The following is a 17,958-nucleotide window of genomic DNA, read 5'->3' on the forward strand; positions in this document are numbered from 1 at the left end:
GTGCAGGAGCGCCCGCCCATGGGGCGGTCGGGCGCTGCCCGGCGGCGCGCAAGCGCGCCTTGATTCCGGGCCTTGGTGCACCTGTTACGCCCGGGCCCCGAAAAGCAGGCCAATCCAAATACCGAAGACACCCTATCTTCCACCACGCGTTCCCGATGCGATTCCGGCCCGCGCGGATGCGATCAGGGCCTGTCCGGATCTTGCCAGCATCTCTGACAGAACCGCGAACCAGCCCTCTCCATCGCTTGTGGAGCGTCGGACAAGTGCGATACGGCGGAACGGTTCCGGCGCGGCGAAGCGGCGCAGGGTCATCTGGCGCACGGCGGCGGCCTCGGTTCCGGCGGCAAGTTCGGGCAGGAAGGTCAGACCGATCCCCTGCCCCACGAGGCCGCAAAGCGTCGACAACGATGCCGCCCCGAGGTCGAGCCGCAACCGGCGCCGGTCCAGCCCGCAAACCTCCAGCGCCTGATCGGCCAGGCAGTGCCCCTCATCCAGCAACAACAACTGATCGGGGTCGAGCGTCGCGGGCCGCAATGCCTCCATCCCCTCGGCGGCTGCGGCGATACGTTCGGCACTCCCGGCCAGCAGGAACCTGTCCTCGAACAAGGCGGCGGCGGTCAGATCGGGGCCGGGTGGGGGTTCGGCGATGACGATGGCATCAAGCCGCCCCGACTGAAGGTCGGCCATCAGGTCCTCTGTCCTGGCCTCACGGATGCGCAGGTCGCGGGTCCGGTCATCGGCGCGCAACGCTGGCAGCGCATGGGGCAGAAGATAGGGCGCCACAGTGGGAATCACCCCAAGATTGAGCCGCCCCGTCAGGGTCTTGCGCCGGGCCGCCGCTTCCAGTTCGCCGATCTCGGCCAGAATCCGCCGGGCGCGCCCTTCCAGTTCGCGCCCCGCCCGCGTCAGGTGCAGTCCGCGCGGCAGGCGTTCGACCAGAGTGACGTTCAGGATCGTCTCCAGCTCCTTTATCTGCATGGACAAGGCAGGTTGCGAGATATGGACACTATGGGCCGCACCGCCAAAGCTGCGCGCCTCGGCCAGCGCGAGGAAATAGGACAATTGCCGGAGCGTTACTGACATAAGCTTAACTTATCACCTAAAGAAGAATTTCCAATTTTTAATTATTCCAATCCACCCGCATAGTCACGCCCGCAGATCATCGCTGCTGGTGGCATGGAGGCCCCGTGCCGCCCCCGCGCGATGACGGGATATAAAGAAAACCGGAGGATAAAATGGACGGCAACAGCGGATGCCCGATGTCGGGCAAGCAACATGTATCGAACAGGGATTGGTGGCCGAACCAGCTTAACCTTCGGATTCTTCACCAGAATTCGGCCCTGTCCAACCCGATGGGCACGAACTTCGACTATGCCGAGGCATTCAAGAAGCTCGACCTTGGTGCAGTGAAGAAAGACATCTATGCGCTGATGACCGACAGCCAGGACTGGTGGCCTGCGGATTACGGCCATTACGGTCCCCTTTTCATCCGTATGGCCTGGCACGCGGCGGGCACCTACCGCACCGCCGACGGGCGTGGTGGCGCCTCGACCGGCAACCAGCGCTTCGCGCCGCTGAACTCCTGGCCAGACAACGGTAACCTCGACAAGGCGCGGCGCCTGCTGTGGCCGGTCAAACAAAAGTACGGCAAGGCGATCTCTTGGGCTGATCTCTACATTCTTGCGGGCAATTGCGCGCTCGAATCGATGGGTTTCCAGACCTTCGGCTTCGGCGGCGGACGCGCGGACATCTGGGAACCCGAAGAGGATATCTATTGGGGATCCGAGACGGAATGGCTGGCCACCAGCGACAAGCAGAACAGCCGCTATTCGGGCGAGCGCGATCTGGAAAACCCGCTGGCCGCCGTGCAGATGGGCCTGATCTACGTCAATCCCGAAGGGCCGGACGGCAATCCCGACCCGGTCGCCTCGGGCCGCGACGTGCGCGAAACCTTCGGCCGTATGGCGATGAACGACGAAGAAACCGTTGCCCTCGTCGCGGGCGGCCACACCTTCGGCAAGGCGCATGGCAACGGCCCCGCTTCGGCCGTGGGCGCCGAGCCGGAAGCCGGCGCAATCGAGGCGCAGGGCTTTGGCTGGCTGTCGTCGCATGGCAGCGGCAAGGGCTATGACACGATCACCAGCGGCATTGAGGGCGCGTGGAAACCCAACCCGACCAAGTGGGATATGGGCTATTTCGATGTGCTCTTCGGCTATGAATGGGAACTGGTGAAAAGCCCGGCCGGTGCGAACCAGTGGCGCGCCAAGGATGTCCGCGACGAACACATGGTCGTCGACGCCCATGATCCGTCAAAGAAACATGCGCCGATGATGACGACGGCGGACATGTCACTGCGCTTCGATGCAATCTATGAGCCGATCTCGCGCCGCTTCCACGCCAACCCGGACGAATTCGCCGATGCCTTCGCCCGCGCATGGTTCAAGCTGACCCACCGCGATATGGGCCCGAAGGCCTGCTATCTGGGTGCCGAGGTTCCGGCCGAGGATCTGATCTGGCAGGATCCGGTTCCGGCGGTCGATCACAAGCTGATCGATGCCGCCGACATCGCCGATCTGAAGGCAAAGGTGCTGGCCTCCGGCCTTTCGGTCTCTGATCTCGTCTCGACCGCATGGGCCTCTGCCTCCTCCTTCCGGGGGTCGGACCGGCGCGGCGGCGCCAATGGCGCACGCATCCGGCTGGCACCGCAAAAGGATTGGGCGGTCAATGAGCCTGCACGTCTGACCAAGGTTCTGGCGGCACTGGAAGGCATCCAGACAGCGTTCAATGCGGCCCAGTCGGGCGGCAAGAAGGTCTCGCTCGCCGACCTGATCGTGCTGGCGGGTTCTGCTGCGGTCGAAAAGGCCGCAGGGAACGGTGCCGAAGTGCCGTTCGCGCCCGGCCGCACGGATGCGACGCAAGGCCAGACCGACGCCGACTCCTTCGCGCCGCTTGAACCTGTGGCCGACGGCTTCCGCAACTTCCTGACCGGCCGCTACACCGTGTCCGCCGAGGAATTCCTGATCGACAAGGCGCAGCTTCTGACTCTGACGGCACCTGAAATGACGGTTCTGGTGGGGGGGCTGCGGGTTCTCGGGGCCAATCACGGCCAGTCCAAGCACGGCGTTCTGACCGACCGGCCGGGAAGCCTGACGAACGACTTCTTCGTCAACCTTCTGGACATGGCGACCGAGTGGAAGCCTGTCGCGGGCAGCGAGGGGCTTTATGAAGCTCACGACCGCAAGTCGGGCAAGGTGAAGTGGACCGGCACCCGCGCCGATCTGGTCTTCGGGTCCAATTCCCAGCTACGGGCCGTGGCCGAGGTCTATGGCTGCGCCGATGCGGCAGAGACCTTCGTCAAGGACTTCGTCGCGGCCTGGACCAAGGTGATGCAACTCGACCGGTTCGATCTGGCCTGATCACTGGACTATGTAACACCCGAAAGGGGCGCCCCCGTGGCGCCCCTTTTCTTTTGGACCGTCAGCCGATCAACGGCGTCTGGCCACCATAACTTTCGTCATAGTGACGCTTCAGCCTTTGCAACGCGATCCGAAGAACGATCTTGCCCGATCGGGCGGACCAGCCCATGCGCTTTTCTGCCGCTTCCAGCCCTTCCAGAAAGCAGCAGCAGCGCAGGACCATGTCCCCCAGTCCCGGACCCAGATCGCGCAAGGCAGCCGCCACCCGGTCGCGCGCCCGGCCCGACCCGCCGCCGATGCCGCCATCACCGCCGAACCCACCCCGGTCGCCCACCGTCAGGAACCGGTCCCAGTTCTGCGCCACACGTGGCCCCATCTGGGCCAGTTCGAAATCCTCGCGCAGCCGTTCACCAGCGGCGACAAGGTCAGGGTTGAGGAAGGGGGAGCCATCCTTTTCCTTGCGCCGCGCCAGCACGGCAAGCGGGCTTTCGGCAAGATTGTAGCGGATACGACGCTGGGTGCGGTCGTCCCCTTCGGTCACGGTGCGTTCCCCCCAGTCACGGTGCTGATCGCCGAACGGGCTCTGCGCCTCGGCGAAACCGGTCGGCCGGGATGCCTGTTCTTCGGTCAGAAGGCGTTTCAGCGCGGCGCGACCGGCATTGGTGATTTCATAGGTCGCGACCCGGCCGGTCTTTTGAACCGCGATCCAGTCCTTCAGGGCAAAAGCCTGCGCGATGGAGCGGTCAACGACCGCCGTTCTGACCGTGCCCTTCAGAACAACAGCTTTTTCCATCTCGGCGGCGACCACCAGCACCGCGCCGATTTCGCATAGCCGCCGCAATATCCGGCGGGCCTCACGCTCCAATGTCGCTTCGTCGGTTATCTGGATATGGCGTGAACGGATCGGTGCACTCATCGGGCAAGTTCCTTCCTGTTTTGAGGTTTCTGCAGTTGCGTCCTGTGCCCGGTCCGCATCGGCGGAACGCGTGAAAAACTGCCCCAGCCGGTTCAGTGCTTCATCGATCAGGGGGTCATCACGGCGATTTTCGAACGCCCGGACTTTCCGCAACACGGTCGAAGCGTGGTATCCCTCTGATCGGGCCAGCGCCCGGAGTGATGTTCCTTCTTCGATATGGCGCAGATAGAGGCGCGCGTTTTCCGGCAGCCAGGCGGGCAAAGCCGCTGGCAGTTGGATCATTAACGTCATGTTTTTCCCCGAACTTCTTCCAGCGGTTTACGCCGCCTTAACCACAACACCAACAACCGTCGGTTGCATGTGTTACCTGATCGTTAAGGCCGAGCACGTTCTCGAGAATTGTTGATAAATTATAAATTTCCTTGAAAGCGGCGGACGCTGCCCGGCAACAATCCGCAACATCTGGCCATCCTGTTTCATTCTTGCGGTGAAATGATCCGGGAGAATGATGATGTCCGATATCCTGTCGATGGTCCGCGACCTGCGCCGCCCACGCCTCTTGATCCGCGCCGCACGCGCGGGGGTTGCGGATTACAGGCGCAACCGGGATTTTGGCCGGGTGATGCGCATGGCCAATGCGCCCGCCCCTGATCGGGCGCTCGCCATGCTTTTGGAGGAAGAACACAGGATGGAAACAACCCGCCAGTCGGGCGATGCCAGCTACAGCTTCATCCGCCATATCGAATTGCTGATCGCGATGATGGCCGAAGCCCGGCTGTTGCCGCGCCCCGCCGAACATTAAAGCAAAAGGGCCGCCCGATTCCCCGGGCGGCCCTTTCGGTTTGACTGAGGCGTCAGATCACATGAATGCGTCCGGCATGGAGGCCTTCTTCTTGGCCACATACTCGTTCAGCGCCTCTTCCACCGCCGGGTCCATCGCAGGCTTCTGGTAGTCGTTCAGAAGCTTGGCAACGCGTGCCTTGGCCAGTGCAACGGTGTCGCGGGCGCCTTCCTCTTCCCAGGTCTCATAGGGTTTGTAGTCCAGCATCTCGGTCCGCCAGAAGGCCTGCTTGAAATTGGCCTGTGTATGGGCGCAGCCGAGGTAGTGGCCACCGGGACCCACTTCGCGGATCGCATCCATCGCCTGACCGGTTTCCGACATGTCGATGCCCTTGGCGACATGGTGCAACACGCCCAGCTGGTCGGCATCCATCACGAACTTCTCGAAGGACGACACAAGGCCACCTTCCAGCCAGCCGCAGGCATGAAGCATGAAGTTCACACCCGCCAGAAGCCCCATATTGAGCGAGTTCGACGTCTCGTACGCCGCCTGCGCGTCCGGCAGTTTTGAGCCGCAGAACGATCCGGCCGAACGGTAGGGCAGCCCCATGCGGCGGGCAAGCTGGCCCGCGCCATAGGTGATGTGCGACGCTTCCGGCGTGCCGAAGGTCGGCGCGCCCGAATTCATGTCGATCGAGGTCACGAAGGCACCGAAGATCACCGGCGCGCCCTGACGGATCAGCTGGCTGTAGGCGACACCCGCCAGAACCTCGGCAATGACCGGTGTCAGCGTGCCCGCAACCGTCACCGGCGCCATCGCGCCGCCGACGATGAAGGGCGAGATGATGCAGGCCTGATTGGCCTTCGCATAGACCTCAAGCGCCCCCATCATGATCCCGTCGAAAGTCATCGGCGAGTTGATGTTGATGAGCGAGGTCATCACCGTGTTCTGGTCGACGAAGTCGGAGCCAAAGAGGATCTTCGACATCTCGACCGAATCCTCGGCCCGGACCGGCTCGGTCACCGAACCCATATAGGGCTTGTCCGACAGGGTCATATGCGCGAGCAGCATGTCGAGGTGACGCTTGTTCACCGGAATATCGGTCGGTTCGCAAACCGTACCGCCCGAATGATGCAGCCATTTCGACATATAGCCGAGCTTCACGAATTTCTGGAAGTCATCCAGCGTCGCATAACGGCGGCCGCCATCGGCGTCGCGCACGAAAGGCGGGCCATAGACCGGCGCGAGGACAAGGCCGCGGCCACCAACGGTCACGTTGCGCTCGGCGTTGCGGGCATGCTGGACATAGGAGGACGGCGCGGTCTTGCATAGCTGACGGGCAAGGCCCTTCGGGATGCGCACACGCTCGCCCTGCACATCGGCGCCTGCATCCTTCCAGCGCTTCAGCGCCTCGGGATTTTCGACGAAGTTGACGCCAATCTCTTCCAGGATCGTCTCGGCATTGGCCTCAATGATCTCCAGCGCCTCGTCGTTGAGGATTTCGAGGTTGGGAATGTTTCGCTCGATGAACTTGGCGCATTCGATACGCACTGCGGTGCGTTCCGCCCGCCGCGCGGCACCGCCGCCACCCCGTGCCCGCCGGCCTTCCGCAACTTCGCTCATTTCCCCGAGTCTCCTGACAATGTCGCTTTCGGCCACCTTGTACTCTGATTGCCCCGTTCCCGATTGCGGGATGCGGCGCTTCGCGGGCGAAAACGACATTTGACGGTGACGTCACCACCGAAACGGGCAGGCCTGCCCCCGGCGATCAGGCCGCGCGGGCCAGTCTATCCGGGACGAAGGGTTCGACCACTACGCCCTTCCCATTGAAGGTGCAGAAGCTGCCCGGCGGCACCTCATCCCAGCATTCGCCAGTCTCCAGTGGTTCAGAGACAACAGCCCGGCCACCGTGGCTTTCCGACCAGCGGTGATAGAGCGTCGGCGCCTTGTCGTCGGTCGCATAACGCGCGGCATAAAGCTGGACACCGTCGGAAAACGCCACCGTCATCCGCACATGCGGGCCCGTCCCTTTTTCCCGCGACAGGGCGTCCAGCCGGGCCGTCGCGCGTTCCAGCGCGCCCTTCGGGTCGTCGGCCAATCCGTCACCAAGCGCGATCAGGAACAAGGCCTCGCTATCCGTCGCGCCCTTGCGGTGGGCATAGAGGTGGTCGGGGATCAGCATCTCGGCATCGCGGCGGAACTGGTCATAGCCGCCGATCTGACCGTTATGCATGAAAGACCAGGTGCCGACGGCGAAAGGATGGCAGTTGTTGCGGCTGGTCGCCGTCCCGGTCGAGGCGCGGATATGGGCCAGAAAGAGATGCGATTTCACCTGAGCGGTCAGCGAGCGCAGGTTCGGGTCCGACCAGGCTGGCAGGATATCGCGAAACAGCCCCGGTTCGGGACGTTCGCCATACCAGGCCAGCCCGAACCCATCGGCATTGATCGCCGATTTGCACTCCGTCGCCCCCTGACTTTGGTGGATCAGCGAATGACCCGGACGGCTGACGATGTCTTCAAGAAAAATCGGAGTGCCGGTATAGGCCGCCCATCTGCACATTCACTTGCCTCGGTTATGGGTCCGCGTATAAAGCCGCGCGACAGTGCGGCTGGCGGTTTTTTCGAACATGAACGGCAACAGCGCATGGACCAAAGCCGCGAAAGCCGCGCCAAAGAGCGCGAGCGAGAAGCGCGACGCAAAGGCCGCATGTTCCAGATAGGATTCGTCAACACTGGCCGGGTGGTCGGTGAAAAGCTTCGCGATCATGGTTGCCTCCTCATGCAGGTGGCGTAACGGTATCGCAGCGGCTGCGGGATCAGGTCGCAATTTTATGGGACTCTGCACTTGCTTCGTTGATTTTTTCCTAAGATACATAGGATTATGGAGATAATCGACACATTTGATGGCAAAATCCTGAAACTACTTCAACGCGATGCGTCCATGCCACTGGAGGAGATTGGCGCAGCGGTCGGCCTGTCGCGCAACGCCGTCTGGCGGCGGGTCAAGGCGCTGGAGGCTTCGGGGGTTATTCGTGGGCGCGTGGCGCTTCTGGACCCCGACAAGCTCGACCTCGGGCTGACAGTCTTCATGCTGATCCGCACCGACAGGCATGCGGCGGACTGGCTCGACCGGTTCGCGAAGGCCACGCGCGACATGCCCGCGATCCTCGGCGCTTACCGGATGTCGGGCGACCTCGACTATCTGATCCGCGCCCGCGTCGCGGATGTGAAGGCCTATGACCGCCTTTACCAGGATCTGACGCGGCGGATCGAACTGGCGGATGTCTCGGCCAGTTTCGTGATGGAAGAGATCAAGGAGACGACGGAGCTGCCGCTGTGACCCTGACCGCATCGCCGAGTGCGATCCGCCCCGGGCGGATCACCTCGGCATACCAGCCGCCATGGCCACGCATCGCGTTGTATCCGCCTGTCCCCAGCGCCTTTTCCATCCGCGAACAGGGCGGGCACGGGCCGGTAATGGCAATCTCTGCCCCGCCCACACTCAGCCGCGCATGACGCAAGGCGGTCAGATTGATCCCCCCGATCACCAGATTGCGCCGCAAGAGGTCCGGTGCCACATCGTCACGGCGGCAAAGGGTTGCGATCACCGGCAAATGTTCGGCCTGTACAAGGGTGATCGCCCGCCGCCCCGCGCTGGCATGATCCCCCTCCAGCCCTGCTTCGGTCGCGACCGCTTCGGTCAGGACAACCGGTTCGGCCAACCGTTCCGGGCGAAGCCCGATCCACGTCACCCACCCTGCCCCCGCATGCGTCGCCAGAAGCCGGGCAAGCCCCGTCATCAGGCTTCCTCGACCACCATCAGGTCGCGTTCGCTGGCACCCTTCGCATGGGCCAAAGCCGCCTGATATTCCGCACTGTGGTAACATTCGACCGCCGCCTCCAGCGACGGAAAACGCGCCACCACGTTGCGGGGCCGGTCATTTCCTTCAAGCTGCACATGACGCCCGCCACGTGCCAGGAACACGCCGCCATGCTTGGCAATCGCCGGACCTGCCGCCGTGGCGTATTTGCCGTAAGCCTCGGCGTCCGTTACCGTCACATGGGCAATCCACAAGGCTGTCTTGGTCTCGCTCATTTGATCCCTCCGATCACTGCTTCTGCGGCCTTGACGGCATCCTCGGCTTTCGACGCATCCGCGCCCCCGGCCTGCGCCATATCCGGCCGTCCACCGCCGCCCTTGCCACCAAGCGCCTCGGCCGCCGCCTTGACGATATCGACGGCCGAAAGCCGCCCGGTCAGGTCGGCAGTAACACCCGCTGCCACGGCCGCCTTGCCGCCGGTATCGGCAACGACCAGAACTGCGCCCGATCCCACGCGCGCTTTCAACTCATCGACCAGCGCAGGCAGATCCTTGCCCGAGACACCCGAGACGACCTGCGGCAGGAACTTGATGCCATTCACCTCACGATCCGGCGCAGCCGCTGCGGCCCCGCCTCCCATCGCCAGTTCGCGCCGCAACTGCGCGACCTCATTGGCCAGCGCCTTGCGTTCGTCCATCAACGCCTTCACCCGCGCCGGAACTTCGAACACTGGTGCCTTGAGGCTCGCCGCAGCTTCGGCCAACCGCTGGTCCTGCGCGCGAAGATGGTCCATCGCCGCCTGACCGGTCAGGGCCTCAATCCGGCGCACACCTGCCGAAGAGGCGGAATCGCCGAGCAGAACAAACGTCCCGATATCGCCGGTGCGCTTCACATGCGTGCCGCCGCAAAGCTCTAGAGAATAGGTCGCGCCATCCGCGCCCTTGCCCGATCCGGGCTCGCGCCCCATGGACACAACCCGCACCTCATCACCGTATTTCTCACCAAACAGCGCCTGCGCGCCAAGCGCACGGGCATCGTCGGGCGTCATGATCCGGGTTTCGACGGGCGTATTCTGACGGATAAAGCCATTCACTTCGGCCTCAACCCCGGTCAGTTCCGCACCATCCAACGCCTTGGAATGGCTGAAATCAAAGCGCAGCCGATCCTCGGCATTGAGCGATCCGCGCTGTGCGACATGTTCGCCAAGCGCTTTGCGGAGCGCTTCATGCAGAAGGTGCGTCGCCGAATGGTTGGCGCGGATTGCGCTGCGACGGGCATGGGCCACTTCCAGCTTCGCCGGTTGGCCGCGCGCGATCTCGCCCTCGGTCACCTCGGCGATGTGAATGAAGACACCCGCCGATTTTCTGGTATCACTCACCGTCGCCATACCGGTATCGGTGCGGATCAGGCCGCTATCCCCGACCTGACCGCCGCTTTCGGCGTAAAACGGCGTCTGGTTGACGACAATCTGCACCTTCGCACCTGTGGCGGCCGATCCGGTTTCCTTGCCATCAGCAACCAGCGCGAGGATCTGCCCCTCGGCGGTCTCGGTATCGTAGCCAAGGAATTCCGTGACCCCGTGCTTTTCGGCAAGATCGTACCAGATCGTTGCGTCCTGGGTTTCGCCCGACCCGGCCCAGGCGGCGCGCGCCTTGGCCTTCTGTTCCTGCATCGCGTGATCAAAGCCCGCGACATCGACGCTGCGACCCTTTTCGCGCAATGCGTCCTGCGTCAGGTCAAGAGGGAAACCATAGGTATCATAGAGCTTGAATGCTGCCGCACCCGGCAGTGGCTGGCCCTCACCAAGTCGGCCGAGTTCATCGTCGAGAAGCCGCAGACCCCGGTCCAGCGTCTGCTTGAACCGCGTTTCTTCCAGCTTCAGCGTTTCCTCGATCAGCGCCTGCGCGCGGGTCAGTTCCGGATAGGCCGCCCCCATCTGGCGTACCAGCGCTGGAACGAGGCGATGCATCAGCGGGTCCTGAGCGCCCAGAAGATGCGCGTGCCGCATCGCCCGCCGCATGATACGTCGCAGAACATAACCGCGCCCCTCATTCGACGGCATCACACCGTCGGAAATCAGGAACGAGGTCGAGCGCAGATGGTCGGCGATGACCCGGTGATGGACCTTGCCCGGCCCGTCGGGATCCGACGACGTTCCATGGGCCGAAGCCTCGATAAGGCTCCGCATCAGGTCGGTGTCGTAATTGTCATGCTTGCCCTGCAAGAGCGCACCGATCCGTTCCAGCCCCATGCCGGTATCGATCGACTGCATGTCGAGCGCGCGCATCGAGCCGTCCTCAAACTGCTCGTTCTGCATGAAGACGAGGTTCCAGATCTCGATGAAGCGGTCGCCATCCTCATCGGCCGAGCCCGGAGGGCCGCCCCAGATATGGTCGCCGTGATCGTAGAAGATCTCGGTACAAGGGCCGCAGGGGCCGGTCGGACCCATGCGCCAGAAATTGTCGTCGGTCGGGATGCGGATGATGCGGTCGTCCGACAGCCCCGCGACCTTCTTCCAGATGCCCGCCGCCTCATCATCGGTGTGATAGACCGTGACCAGAAGCTTGTCCTTGTTCAGCCCGAAATCCCTGGTCAGAAGTTCCCAGGCATAGGGGATCGCCTCGGACTTGAAATAATCACCGAAACTGAAATTTCCCAGCATTTCAAAGAAGGTATGGTGACGCGCCGTGTAGCCGACATTGTCGAGGTCATTGTGCTTGCCGCCCGCGCGTACACATTTCTGGCTGGTCGAGGCACGCACATAGTCCCGCGTTTCAACCCCGGTAAAGAGGTTCTTGAACTGCACCATGCCCGAATTGGTAAACATCAATGTCGGGTCGTTGCGCGGCACCAGCGGAGAACTGTCGACGATCTGGTGATCATTGCGTCGGAAAAAGTCGAGGAAGGTCGAGCGGACATCGTTCAGGCTGGGCATCGGGGCAGGCCTCTTTCGGCGGAAGGGATCAGCCTTGGCGTGTTAGCCCTTGTCTGCCCCCATGTCCATATTCCTGCGCTGCAGCATGGACGTTGCGGGGCGCGCAATAGCAAAAGGCGGGAACCTTTCGGTCCCCGCCTTGAATTTCTTTCGATCCGGAACCCGGTCCGCGGGTCAGGCTTCCATCACATCGTCGTTGGGGCCGTCCTCATCCGACGATCCGAACTCCAACCCATGGCTTGCGCGGATCTTGTCCTCAATCTGCCACGCCATATCGGGATTGTCCTTCAGGAACTGCTTGGCATTCTCGCGGCCCTGGCCGATGCGTTCATCACCGTAGGAATACCAGGCGCCGGATTTCTCTACGACACCGGCCTTGACGCCAAGGTCGATCAGTTCCCCGGTCTTGGAGATGCCTTCGCCATACATGATGTCGAATTCGACCTGCTTGAAGGGCGGCGCCACCTTGTTCTTCACAACCTTTACGCGGGTGGTGTTGCCCACGACCTCATCCCGGTCCTTGATCGCACCGATGCGGCGGATATCGAGGCGGACAGAGGCGTAGAATTTCAGCGCATTGCCGCCTGTCGTGGTTTCAGGCGATCCGAACATCACACCGATCTTCATGCGGATCTGGTTGATGAAGATCACCATGCAGTTCGACCGGCTGATCGACGAGGTCAGCTTGCGCATGGCCTGGCTCATCAGCCTTGCATGAACGCCGACGCTTGAATCGCCCATATCGCCTTCAAGTTCGGATTTCGGCGTGAGGGCCGCGACGCTGTCCACGACGACCATGCTGACCGCACCGGACCGCACCAGCGTATCGACAATCTCCAGCGCCTGCTCACCGGTATCGGGCTGCGAGATCAGGAGTTCATCGAGATTTACACCCAGTTTCTTGGCATATTGCGGATCGAGCGCGTGTTCGGCGTCGACAAAGGCGCAAACCCCGCCCTTTTTCTGCTCTTCAGCCACCGCATGCAGGGTCAGCGTGGTCTTGCCGGAACTTTCCGGACCATAAATTTCGATCACCCGGCCCTTCGGCAAACCGCCGATGCCCAGAGCGATATCGAGGCCCAGCGATCCGGTCGAGGTCGCCTCGATCTCCATCACCGGGTTGTCGGCGCCGAGCTTCATGATCGAGCCCTTGCCGAACTGCCGCTCGATCTGTGCCAATGCGCTGTCCAACGCCTTTTGCTTGTCCGCGCTGCGCTTGTCGTTCATGCTCAGAAGATCCGCTGTCGCCATGTTTCGCTTCCTTATTTCACACCCCACGGGGCGCGGCAATCATTGCTCGTGTTCGCCTCTTGTTCTCTTCCTTATGAGATCAAAAAGTGAACAGATCAACCCAATTTTCCTAAAATCGACTTTTTCTCCTTCGGGTAAAACTTTAGTTAACGGATGCGCGAAATCTTTAGCTGTAGCTTGGAAAGGGTTCTCGATGCTGGTGTTCTGGAAGCAAAGACTGGTCTATCTGGCGACGCCCAAGACCGGCTCGACTGCCATTGAGGCCGCGCTCGAATCGCTTGCCAGCGTCGCCATCCAGCGTCCGCCAGAATTGAAACACACCTCTGCGCGTCAGTACTGGCGTCATATCGCGCCTTTCCTCGAAAAAGCTGCGGACGAGGATTTCATGGTCGTCGCGGTCATGCGCGAACCGCTTGACTGGCTCGGCAGCTGGTATCGGTATCGGCAAAGACACAGCGTGAGTCAGCCGGAGCGCAGCACCGCCGGGCTGAGCTTTACCACCTTCGTAGAAGGCTACCTGTCAGATCCGCAGCCGCACTATGCACAGGTCGGTGGTCAGAGCCGGTTCCTGGTTCCAGAGAAGGGGCCGGGTGTCGACCAGATCTTCCGATATGACGACATGGGGGGGTTTATCTCCTTCCTCGAAGACAGGCTCGATTGCGAAATCTCCTTGCCGCGTCTCAATGTGTCGCCTTCGGGTTCGCTTGACCTTTCGCCTGACCTGCGGAACCGTCTGCTCACGGAACATGAGCGTGATTTCGCGCTGTATGACTCGCTGAAACCCGCCCCGCGCTGACGGCATCGCGACATTCAGTGACTTTTTCGCAGGATCCCGGGCAACTGGCCCAAACCACATGCTGCCGTCGGTTCAGTCGTACCGGCACCCCCCAGGGGGTAAGTCAGAAAATATGCAGCATCTACCGTTCGGGTTCGGGCCCTTTCTGCCGCAACACTAGCCCGGGAATGCTTCAGTGAAGCTGGCCCTGAACGGTCGCCGTCAATTCACTGAGCGAAAACGGCTTTGGCAGAAAGACCGAATTCGGGATGCTGTCGCGGGTCTGGCTCAGGCTTTCCTCGGAATAGCCCGAGACAAAGACCACCCGCGTATTGGGGCGTTGTTCCAGCGCCACCCGCACCCATGACGGGCCATCCATGCCGGGCATGATCACATCGGTCACAAACACATCGACGGCAAGCGCCGCGTCTTCAAGCGTTTTCAGGGCTTCTTCGGCGTTTTCAGCCTCAATCACCGTATATCCGCGCATCCGCAGGGCGCGGCTGGCAAAGGCCCGCACCGGGGCCTCATCCTCGACCAGCAGAACGACGCCTTCCCCCGAAACCGACGCCCGTCGTGGTGCCGCTGTCGGCACCGGGTCAGCTTCGGCTTCCTCGGTCTGACTATGCGCCGGGAAATAAAGCGTAAAGGTCGTTCCCTGCCCCTGAAAGCTGTCGCAAAAGATGAAGCCGCCGGTTTGCTTGATGATGCCATAGGCCGTCGAGAGGCCAAGTCCGGTCCCCTCACCCTGCCGTTTGGTCGTATAGAACGGCTCAAAGATCTTGGGCAACTGCTCGGGCGCAATCCCGGCACCTTCATCCGTGACCCTCACAATGACATAGTGACCGGGGGCGACGGTCGCCCGATCGCGCCGAAGCTCTTCCCGGAGTGACAACATCTCGGTCTCGATCCGGATCTCACCGCCATCCGGCATCGCATCGCGGGCATTCACGACCAGGTTCATGATCACCTGTTCAAGCTGCCTCTTGTCCGCCCGGATCGGCTCCAGATCCGGGTCGTGGGTCAGGGTCAGCCGCATCTTTTCCCCGACAAGCCGGTTCAGAAGATGCGTCAGATCGGACAAGGTATCGCGCAGGTCAATGGTCGCCAGCTTCAGCGTCTGCTTGCGCGAAAAGGCCAGAAGCTGCCCGACGAGACTGGCCGCCCGGTTGGCGTTCTGATTGATCTGCACCAGATCGGCATAGTCCGGATCGCTCTTGTCATGGCGTAAGAGAAGCAGGTCGCAATGACCCGATATCGCGGTCAGAAGATTGTTGAAATCATGCGCCACACCGCCCGCAAGCTGCCCAATGGCCTGCATCTTCTGGCTTTGCACAAACTGCGCCTCCAGCGTCTTCAGCTGGGTCGCGTCCGACAGGACCGCGACAAGGGCCGGCTGGCCCGCCTCGACCACCCGCGTCAATGTCACCTGCAGATACGCATCCTGATCCGATCCGCGCACGCGCAGCACTTCCGGCCGGCGATCGCTGCGCCCGGCGAGCGCATCGGCCAGCCAGTCACCGACGGGGCGACCAAGCCCCTCAAGGATCGCGGCGAGTTCGGTTCCCGTCTCAACCTCTCCCAGCAATGCCCGCGCGGCGCGATTGGCCTCACGCAGACAGCCATCGGCGTCAAGCCGGACAAGCGCGACCGGCAATGTCTCAAACGCTGTGGGATCGCCGGTGGGAACACCGCCTTCGGGCACCGGCAGCAGATAGATTTCACGCCGACCGCCCCCGCTGTCCACCGACGTCACAAGCGTGCGCACCGGACCTTCGGCGCCAAGAATTTCATGCTCTTCGCCCGAGCGCACCGGCAGATCACGGAAGATACGGTCGAGCGTCTTGACGCGGGTTCCGACGAGCCTGCGCAGCGCTTCGTTCATGAACAGGATCATGCCCGTCTTCGATACGGTCAGCATCGGCAGACTGATCGTTTCGGCCCCGCGTCCGCCAATGGCACGTTCCGTCATATCCTCAAGCCGCCACAGAAGATGCGTCTCTCCCACGCGATGTACGGCCAGTCGGACATGGCCCCGGCGGGTTACCAGATCTTCATGGGCGGCCCCGCTCGCCTCGGCCCGGTTTTGCATCCGGTGCAGAATTGCCGCCGGGTTGGCGAACACCTCGCCCAATGTCCGGGTCAGCGTCTGCCCGCCGCGGCTGCCGAACCGTTCGACCGCCGCACGGTTCTGTGTGCAGACTTCCCCCTCGATGTCAGTGGTGAAGCTTGGCGATGCATCATGCGCGATGAATTCGGCGATCTGGGCCTGAAGTTCGTTCCGGGCCCGTCCATGGCGCGCGGTCAGCAGCGTGATCATCCCGGCCAGCGCCACAAACGTTCCGGCAACGGACAAGACCGCAACCCCGGTGAACCGGTCGGTCGCAAAATAGGCGATCAGCGCACAGATCACAGCCGCAAACACCAGATACTGGCTGCGTGGTGCCAGAACGAGCGCGGCCCGTGTCAGCGGATGCGGTGTAAGCGCCGGATGCGACACAAACGTGCCTCCCTACAGATTCGATCCCCCGCATTCGGACGGGAAATGCTTAAGCAGCGATTAACCGCGCCGAAAACTCAATTATAAATTGTGTAGAGTCCGCCCTATATCCGCGTCAAGAGAGCGCTGTAAAACCCGTCGCCCCCCTCCAGCGGTGTAAACAGGCGGTCGCCCGACAACCGCCAGTCGGGATGGTGGCTGAGAAAGGCTGCAATCCGGCTTTGGTTTTCCGTATCGAGCAGGGAGCACGTCATATAGGCGATGGCACCGCCCGGCGCGGTGTAGGCAAGCGCCGCGTCGAGAATATCCGATTGCAGCCGGGTCAACTGATCCAACCGCTCAGGCGTCAGGGTCCATTTGGCATCCGGCTGACGCCGCCAGGTGCCGCTGCCCGAACAGGGAACATCCAGAACCACCAGATCGAACATCTTGCCGCGCAACCCGTCAGGGGTCTTCACATCAATCCGCGCCTTGGCCCGCCGCGCACGTTCCGGCAGGTCGCGCATGCGCTGGGGCGCGGCATCATGCGCCACAAAGTGGCCCTGCACCCGCGCCGCCATTGCAAGGCTCTTCCCGCCACCGCCCGCACAGTAATCGAGCACGCGCATTCCGGGCCGCAGGGGCAACGCCTCCACTGCGGCTTGCGGACTGGCATCCTGAAGCTCGACAACGCCATCGCAGTAGGCCGAGGCGTTTTTGATCCGGCGGGCATTCCCTGTCACTTCCAAGGCGAACGCCGCCAGCGGATGGGGCCGGGTCGGAATATTATCCTCAGCCAGCGCCGCCTGCGCCTCAGCCAGCGTCCCGCGGGCGGCATTGACGCGCAGGAAGACCGGTGCACGCTCCCGCATCGCCGTCATCACGGCGGGTAGGTCATCGCCAAGCGACCGGCGCAAGGCCGGTGCGAGCCAATCGGGGCAATCGAGTGCGACCAACAGCTCCAGATCCTCCGGCGCGGGTGCCGCTGCCAACAATGTCTGTTCGTCAGCGCTCAGACCGGCAGGCGCATGCCCTTCGCCGCTGAACAGCGCCTTTGGGTCGTCGCCGGATGCAAGCAGCGCCCCGATCATCAGGGCGCGGCCAGACGGTTCGCGCGCTCCGGACAGGGCCGTGAAAGAGCGCAGGCAGCGCAGGGCATCAAAGACATGATCACGGATCGCGGCCCGGTCGCCCGAACCGGCAAACCGGCTGGAGCGCGCCCATGAGGTCAGAACCTGCTCGGCTGCGGCCCCCGCAAGCACCTGATCCAGTATCTCAATCGCCGCGCCGATCCGTGCCGCAGGGGTCATGGCCCAGCCTTCCGATCCGCATGAGGGTCGCCCTGCAAGGCAAGGCGATCACTAGAATTTACATCACCCGGTAGTTCGGGCTTTCACGGGTGATCTGCACGTCATGGACATGGCTTTCCTTCAGCCCTGCCCCGGTGATGCGCACGAAATTGCAGTTCTTGCGCATCTCGGCCACCGTGCGGTTACCGGTATAGCCCATCGCGGCGCGAAGTCCGCCGACAAGCTGATGCACGACCGCCGCCGCCGAGCCCTTGTAGGGCACCTGACCTTCGAT

General features: G+C 62.6%; 16 protein-coding genes. 4 read left to right on the forward strand and 12 right to left on the reverse strand.

Going from position 1 to position 17,958, the window contains the following annotated elements; translation table 11 throughout:
* Nucleotides 1-132 precede the first annotated feature (132 nt).
* Nucleotides 133-1,083: a hydrogen peroxide-inducible genes activator gene (locus WBB85_RS18200; protein ID WP_432640008.1), complete on the reverse strand. Its 951-nt coding sequence runs from the start codon at nt 1,081-1,083 to the stop codon at nt 133-135.
* Between the two features lie 152 nt (nt 1,084-1,235).
* On the opposite strand from WBB85_RS18200, the gene katG reads away from it, so the two are divergent.
* Nucleotides 1,236-3,416: a catalase/peroxidase HPI gene (gene katG / locus WBB85_RS18205; RefSeq protein ID WP_432640009.1), complete on the forward strand. Its 2,181-nt coding sequence runs from the start codon at nt 1,236-1,238 to the stop codon at nt 3,414-3,416.
* Between the two features lie 61 nt (nt 3,417-3,477).
* Here the strand turns inward: katG and WBB85_RS18210 are convergent, their stop codons facing one another.
* Nucleotides 3,478-4,623, reverse strand: a complete 1,146-nt coding sequence (locus tag WBB85_RS18210; protein WP_432640010.1) for a DUF6456 domain-containing protein — start codon at nt 4,621-4,623, stop codon at nt 3,478-3,480.
* Between the two features lie 220 nt (nt 4,624-4,843).
* Between WBB85_RS18210 and WBB85_RS18215 the strand changes: the two genes are divergently transcribed.
* On the forward strand, nt 4,844-5,134 hold the full coding sequence (locus WBB85_RS18215; protein ID WP_432640011.1) for a DUF6477 family protein: 291 nt from the start codon (nt 4,844-4,846) through the stop codon (nt 5,132-5,134).
* A gap of 57 nt (nt 5,135-5,191) precedes the next feature.
* On the opposite strand, the gene WBB85_RS18220 is transcribed toward WBB85_RS18215, so the two are convergent.
* The 3 genes from WBB85_RS18220 to WBB85_RS18230 form a co-directional block, all read right to left on the reverse strand.
* Nucleotides 5,192-6,736: a trimethylamine methyltransferase family protein gene (locus WBB85_RS18220; RefSeq protein WP_432640012.1), complete on the reverse strand. Its 1,545-nt coding sequence runs from the start codon at nt 6,734-6,736 to the stop codon at nt 5,192-5,194.
* Nucleotides 6,737-6,881: 145 nt separating this feature from the next.
* Nucleotides 6,882-7,673, reverse strand: coding sequence for a class II glutamine amidotransferase (locus WBB85_RS18225; protein WP_432640013.1), 792 nt, complete (start codon nt 7,671-7,673; stop codon nt 6,882-6,884).
* A complete protein-coding gene (locus WBB85_RS18230; RefSeq protein ID WP_432640014.1) occupies nt 7,674-7,880 on the reverse strand; it encodes a DUF6356 family protein in 207 nt (68 codons plus the stop codon).
* A 114-nt stretch (nt 7,881-7,994) separates the two neighbouring features.
* Here WBB85_RS18230 and WBB85_RS18235 point away from each other — a divergent pair, with 114 nt between their 5' ends.
* Nucleotides 7,995-8,453, forward strand: a complete 459-nt coding sequence (locus WBB85_RS18235; protein ID WP_432640015.1) for an Lrp/AsnC family transcriptional regulator — start codon at nt 7,995-7,997, stop codon at nt 8,451-8,453.
* On the opposite strand, the gene WBB85_RS18240 is transcribed toward WBB85_RS18235, so the two are convergent.
* The 4 genes from WBB85_RS18240 to recA all read right to left on the reverse strand — a co-directional run bounded on the left by WBB85_RS18240 (nt 8,425) and on the right by recA (nt 13,120).
* Nucleotides 8,425-8,913, reverse strand: coding sequence for an MOSC domain-containing protein (locus WBB85_RS18240; RefSeq protein ID WP_432640016.1), 489 nt, complete (start codon nt 8,911-8,913; stop codon nt 8,425-8,427). The genes WBB85_RS18235 and WBB85_RS18240 overlap by 29 nt on opposite strands.
* The gene (locus tag WBB85_RS18245) at nt 8,913-9,209 is read right to left on the reverse strand and encodes a DUF1330 domain-containing protein (RefSeq protein ID WP_432640017.1); all 297 of its coding nucleotides are present in this window, start codon (nt 9,207-9,209) and stop codon (nt 8,913-8,915) included. The genes WBB85_RS18240 and WBB85_RS18245 overlap by 1 nt, the downstream gene beginning before the upstream one ends.
* A complete protein-coding gene (gene alaS / locus WBB85_RS18250; RefSeq protein WP_432640018.1) occupies nt 9,206-11,869 on the reverse strand; it encodes an alanine--tRNA ligase in 2,664 nt (887 codons plus the stop codon). Before alaS ends, WBB85_RS18245 begins: the two co-directional genes overlap by 4 nt.
* A gap of 174 nt (nt 11,870-12,043) precedes the next feature.
* Complete coding sequence (gene recA / locus WBB85_RS18255; RefSeq protein ID WP_432640019.1) at nt 12,044-13,120, reverse strand: recombinase RecA; 1,077 nt, start codon at nt 13,118-13,120, stop codon at nt 12,044-12,046.
* Nucleotides 13,121-13,313: 193 nt separating this feature from the next.
* Between recA and WBB85_RS18260 the strand changes: the two genes are divergently transcribed.
* Nucleotides 13,314-13,916, forward strand: coding sequence for a hypothetical protein (locus WBB85_RS18260; protein WP_432640020.1), 603 nt, complete (start codon nt 13,314-13,316; stop codon nt 13,914-13,916).
* Between the two features lie 172 nt (nt 13,917-14,088).
* Here WBB85_RS18260 and WBB85_RS18265 read toward each other — a convergent pair whose 3' ends face one another.
* From WBB85_RS18265 to WBB85_RS18275, 3 genes are all read right to left on the reverse strand, one after another.
* Nucleotides 14,089-16,395 (reverse strand): ATP-binding protein, encoded by a 2,307-nt coding sequence (locus tag WBB85_RS18265; protein WP_432640021.1) that lies wholly within the window; start codon nt 16,393-16,395, stop codon nt 14,089-14,091.
* Nucleotides 16,396-16,499: 104 nt separating this feature from the next.
* Nucleotides 16,500-17,684 carry an RsmB/NOP family class I SAM-dependent RNA methyltransferase gene (locus WBB85_RS18270; protein WP_432640022.1) on the reverse strand — a complete coding sequence of 395 codons (1,185 nt, stop codon included), beginning with the start codon at nt 17,682-17,684 and terminating at the stop codon, nt 16,500-16,502.
* 58 nt (nt 17,685-17,742) lie between these two features.
* On the reverse strand, nt 17,743-17,958 hold a 216-nt coding region (locus WBB85_RS18275), incomplete at its 5' end, for an IMP dehydrogenase (protein WP_432640023.1).

Origin of the sequence: Albidovulum sp. (genome assembly GCF_049646345.1) — a bacterium.
In the GTDB taxonomy this organism is placed as follows: Bacteria; Pseudomonadota; Alphaproteobacteria; order Rhodobacterales; family Rhodobacteraceae; genus Albidovulum.

Excerpts from the sequence above, each read along its gene's own strand:
- WBB85_RS18200 (WP_432640008.1), bottom strand. The coding sequence starts at position 1,083 with ATGTCAGTAACGCTCCGGCAATTGTCCTATTTCCTCGCGCTGGCCGAG.
- katG (WP_432640009.1), top strand. The coding sequence starts at position 1,236 with ATGGACGGCAACAGCGGATGCCCGATGTCGGGCAAGCAACATGTATCG.
- WBB85_RS18210 (WP_432640010.1), bottom strand. The coding sequence starts at position 4,623 with ATGACGTTAATGATCCAACTGCCAGCGGCTTTGCCCGCCTGGCTGCCG.
- WBB85_RS18215 (WP_432640011.1), top strand. The coding sequence starts at position 4,844 with ATGTCCGATATCCTGTCGATGGTCCGCGACCTGCGCCGCCCACGCCTC.
- WBB85_RS18220 (WP_432640012.1), bottom strand. The coding sequence starts at position 6,736 with ATGAGCGAAGTTGCGGAAGGCCGGCGGGCACGGGGTGGCGGCGGTGCC.
- WBB85_RS18225 (WP_432640013.1), bottom strand. The coding sequence starts at position 7,673 with ATGTGCAGATGGGCGGCCTATACCGGCACTCCGATTTTTCTTGAAGAC.
- WBB85_RS18230 (WP_432640014.1), bottom strand. The coding sequence starts at position 7,880 with ATGATCGCGAAGCTTTTCACCGACCACCCGGCCAGTGTTGACGAATCC.
- WBB85_RS18235 (WP_432640015.1), top strand. The coding sequence starts at position 7,995 with ATGGAGATAATCGACACATTTGATGGCAAAATCCTGAAACTACTTCAA.
- WBB85_RS18240 (WP_432640016.1), bottom strand. The coding sequence starts at position 8,913 with ATGACGGGGCTTGCCCGGCTTCTGGCGACGCATGCGGGGGCAGGGTGG.
- WBB85_RS18245 (WP_432640017.1), bottom strand. The coding sequence starts at position 9,209 with ATGAGCGAGACCAAGACAGCCTTGTGGATTGCCCATGTGACGGTAACG.
- alaS (WP_432640018.1), bottom strand. The coding sequence starts at position 11,869 with ATGCCCAGCCTGAACGATGTCCGCTCGACCTTCCTCGACTTTTTCCGA.
- recA (WP_432640019.1), bottom strand. The coding sequence starts at position 13,120 with ATGGCGACAGCGGATCTTCTGAGCATGAACGACAAGCGCAGCGCGGAC.
- WBB85_RS18260 (WP_432640020.1), top strand. The coding sequence starts at position 13,314 with ATGCTGGTGTTCTGGAAGCAAAGACTGGTCTATCTGGCGACGCCCAAG.
- WBB85_RS18270 (WP_432640022.1), bottom strand. The coding sequence starts at position 17,684 with ATGACCCCTGCGGCACGGATCGGCGCGGCGATTGAGATACTGGATCAG.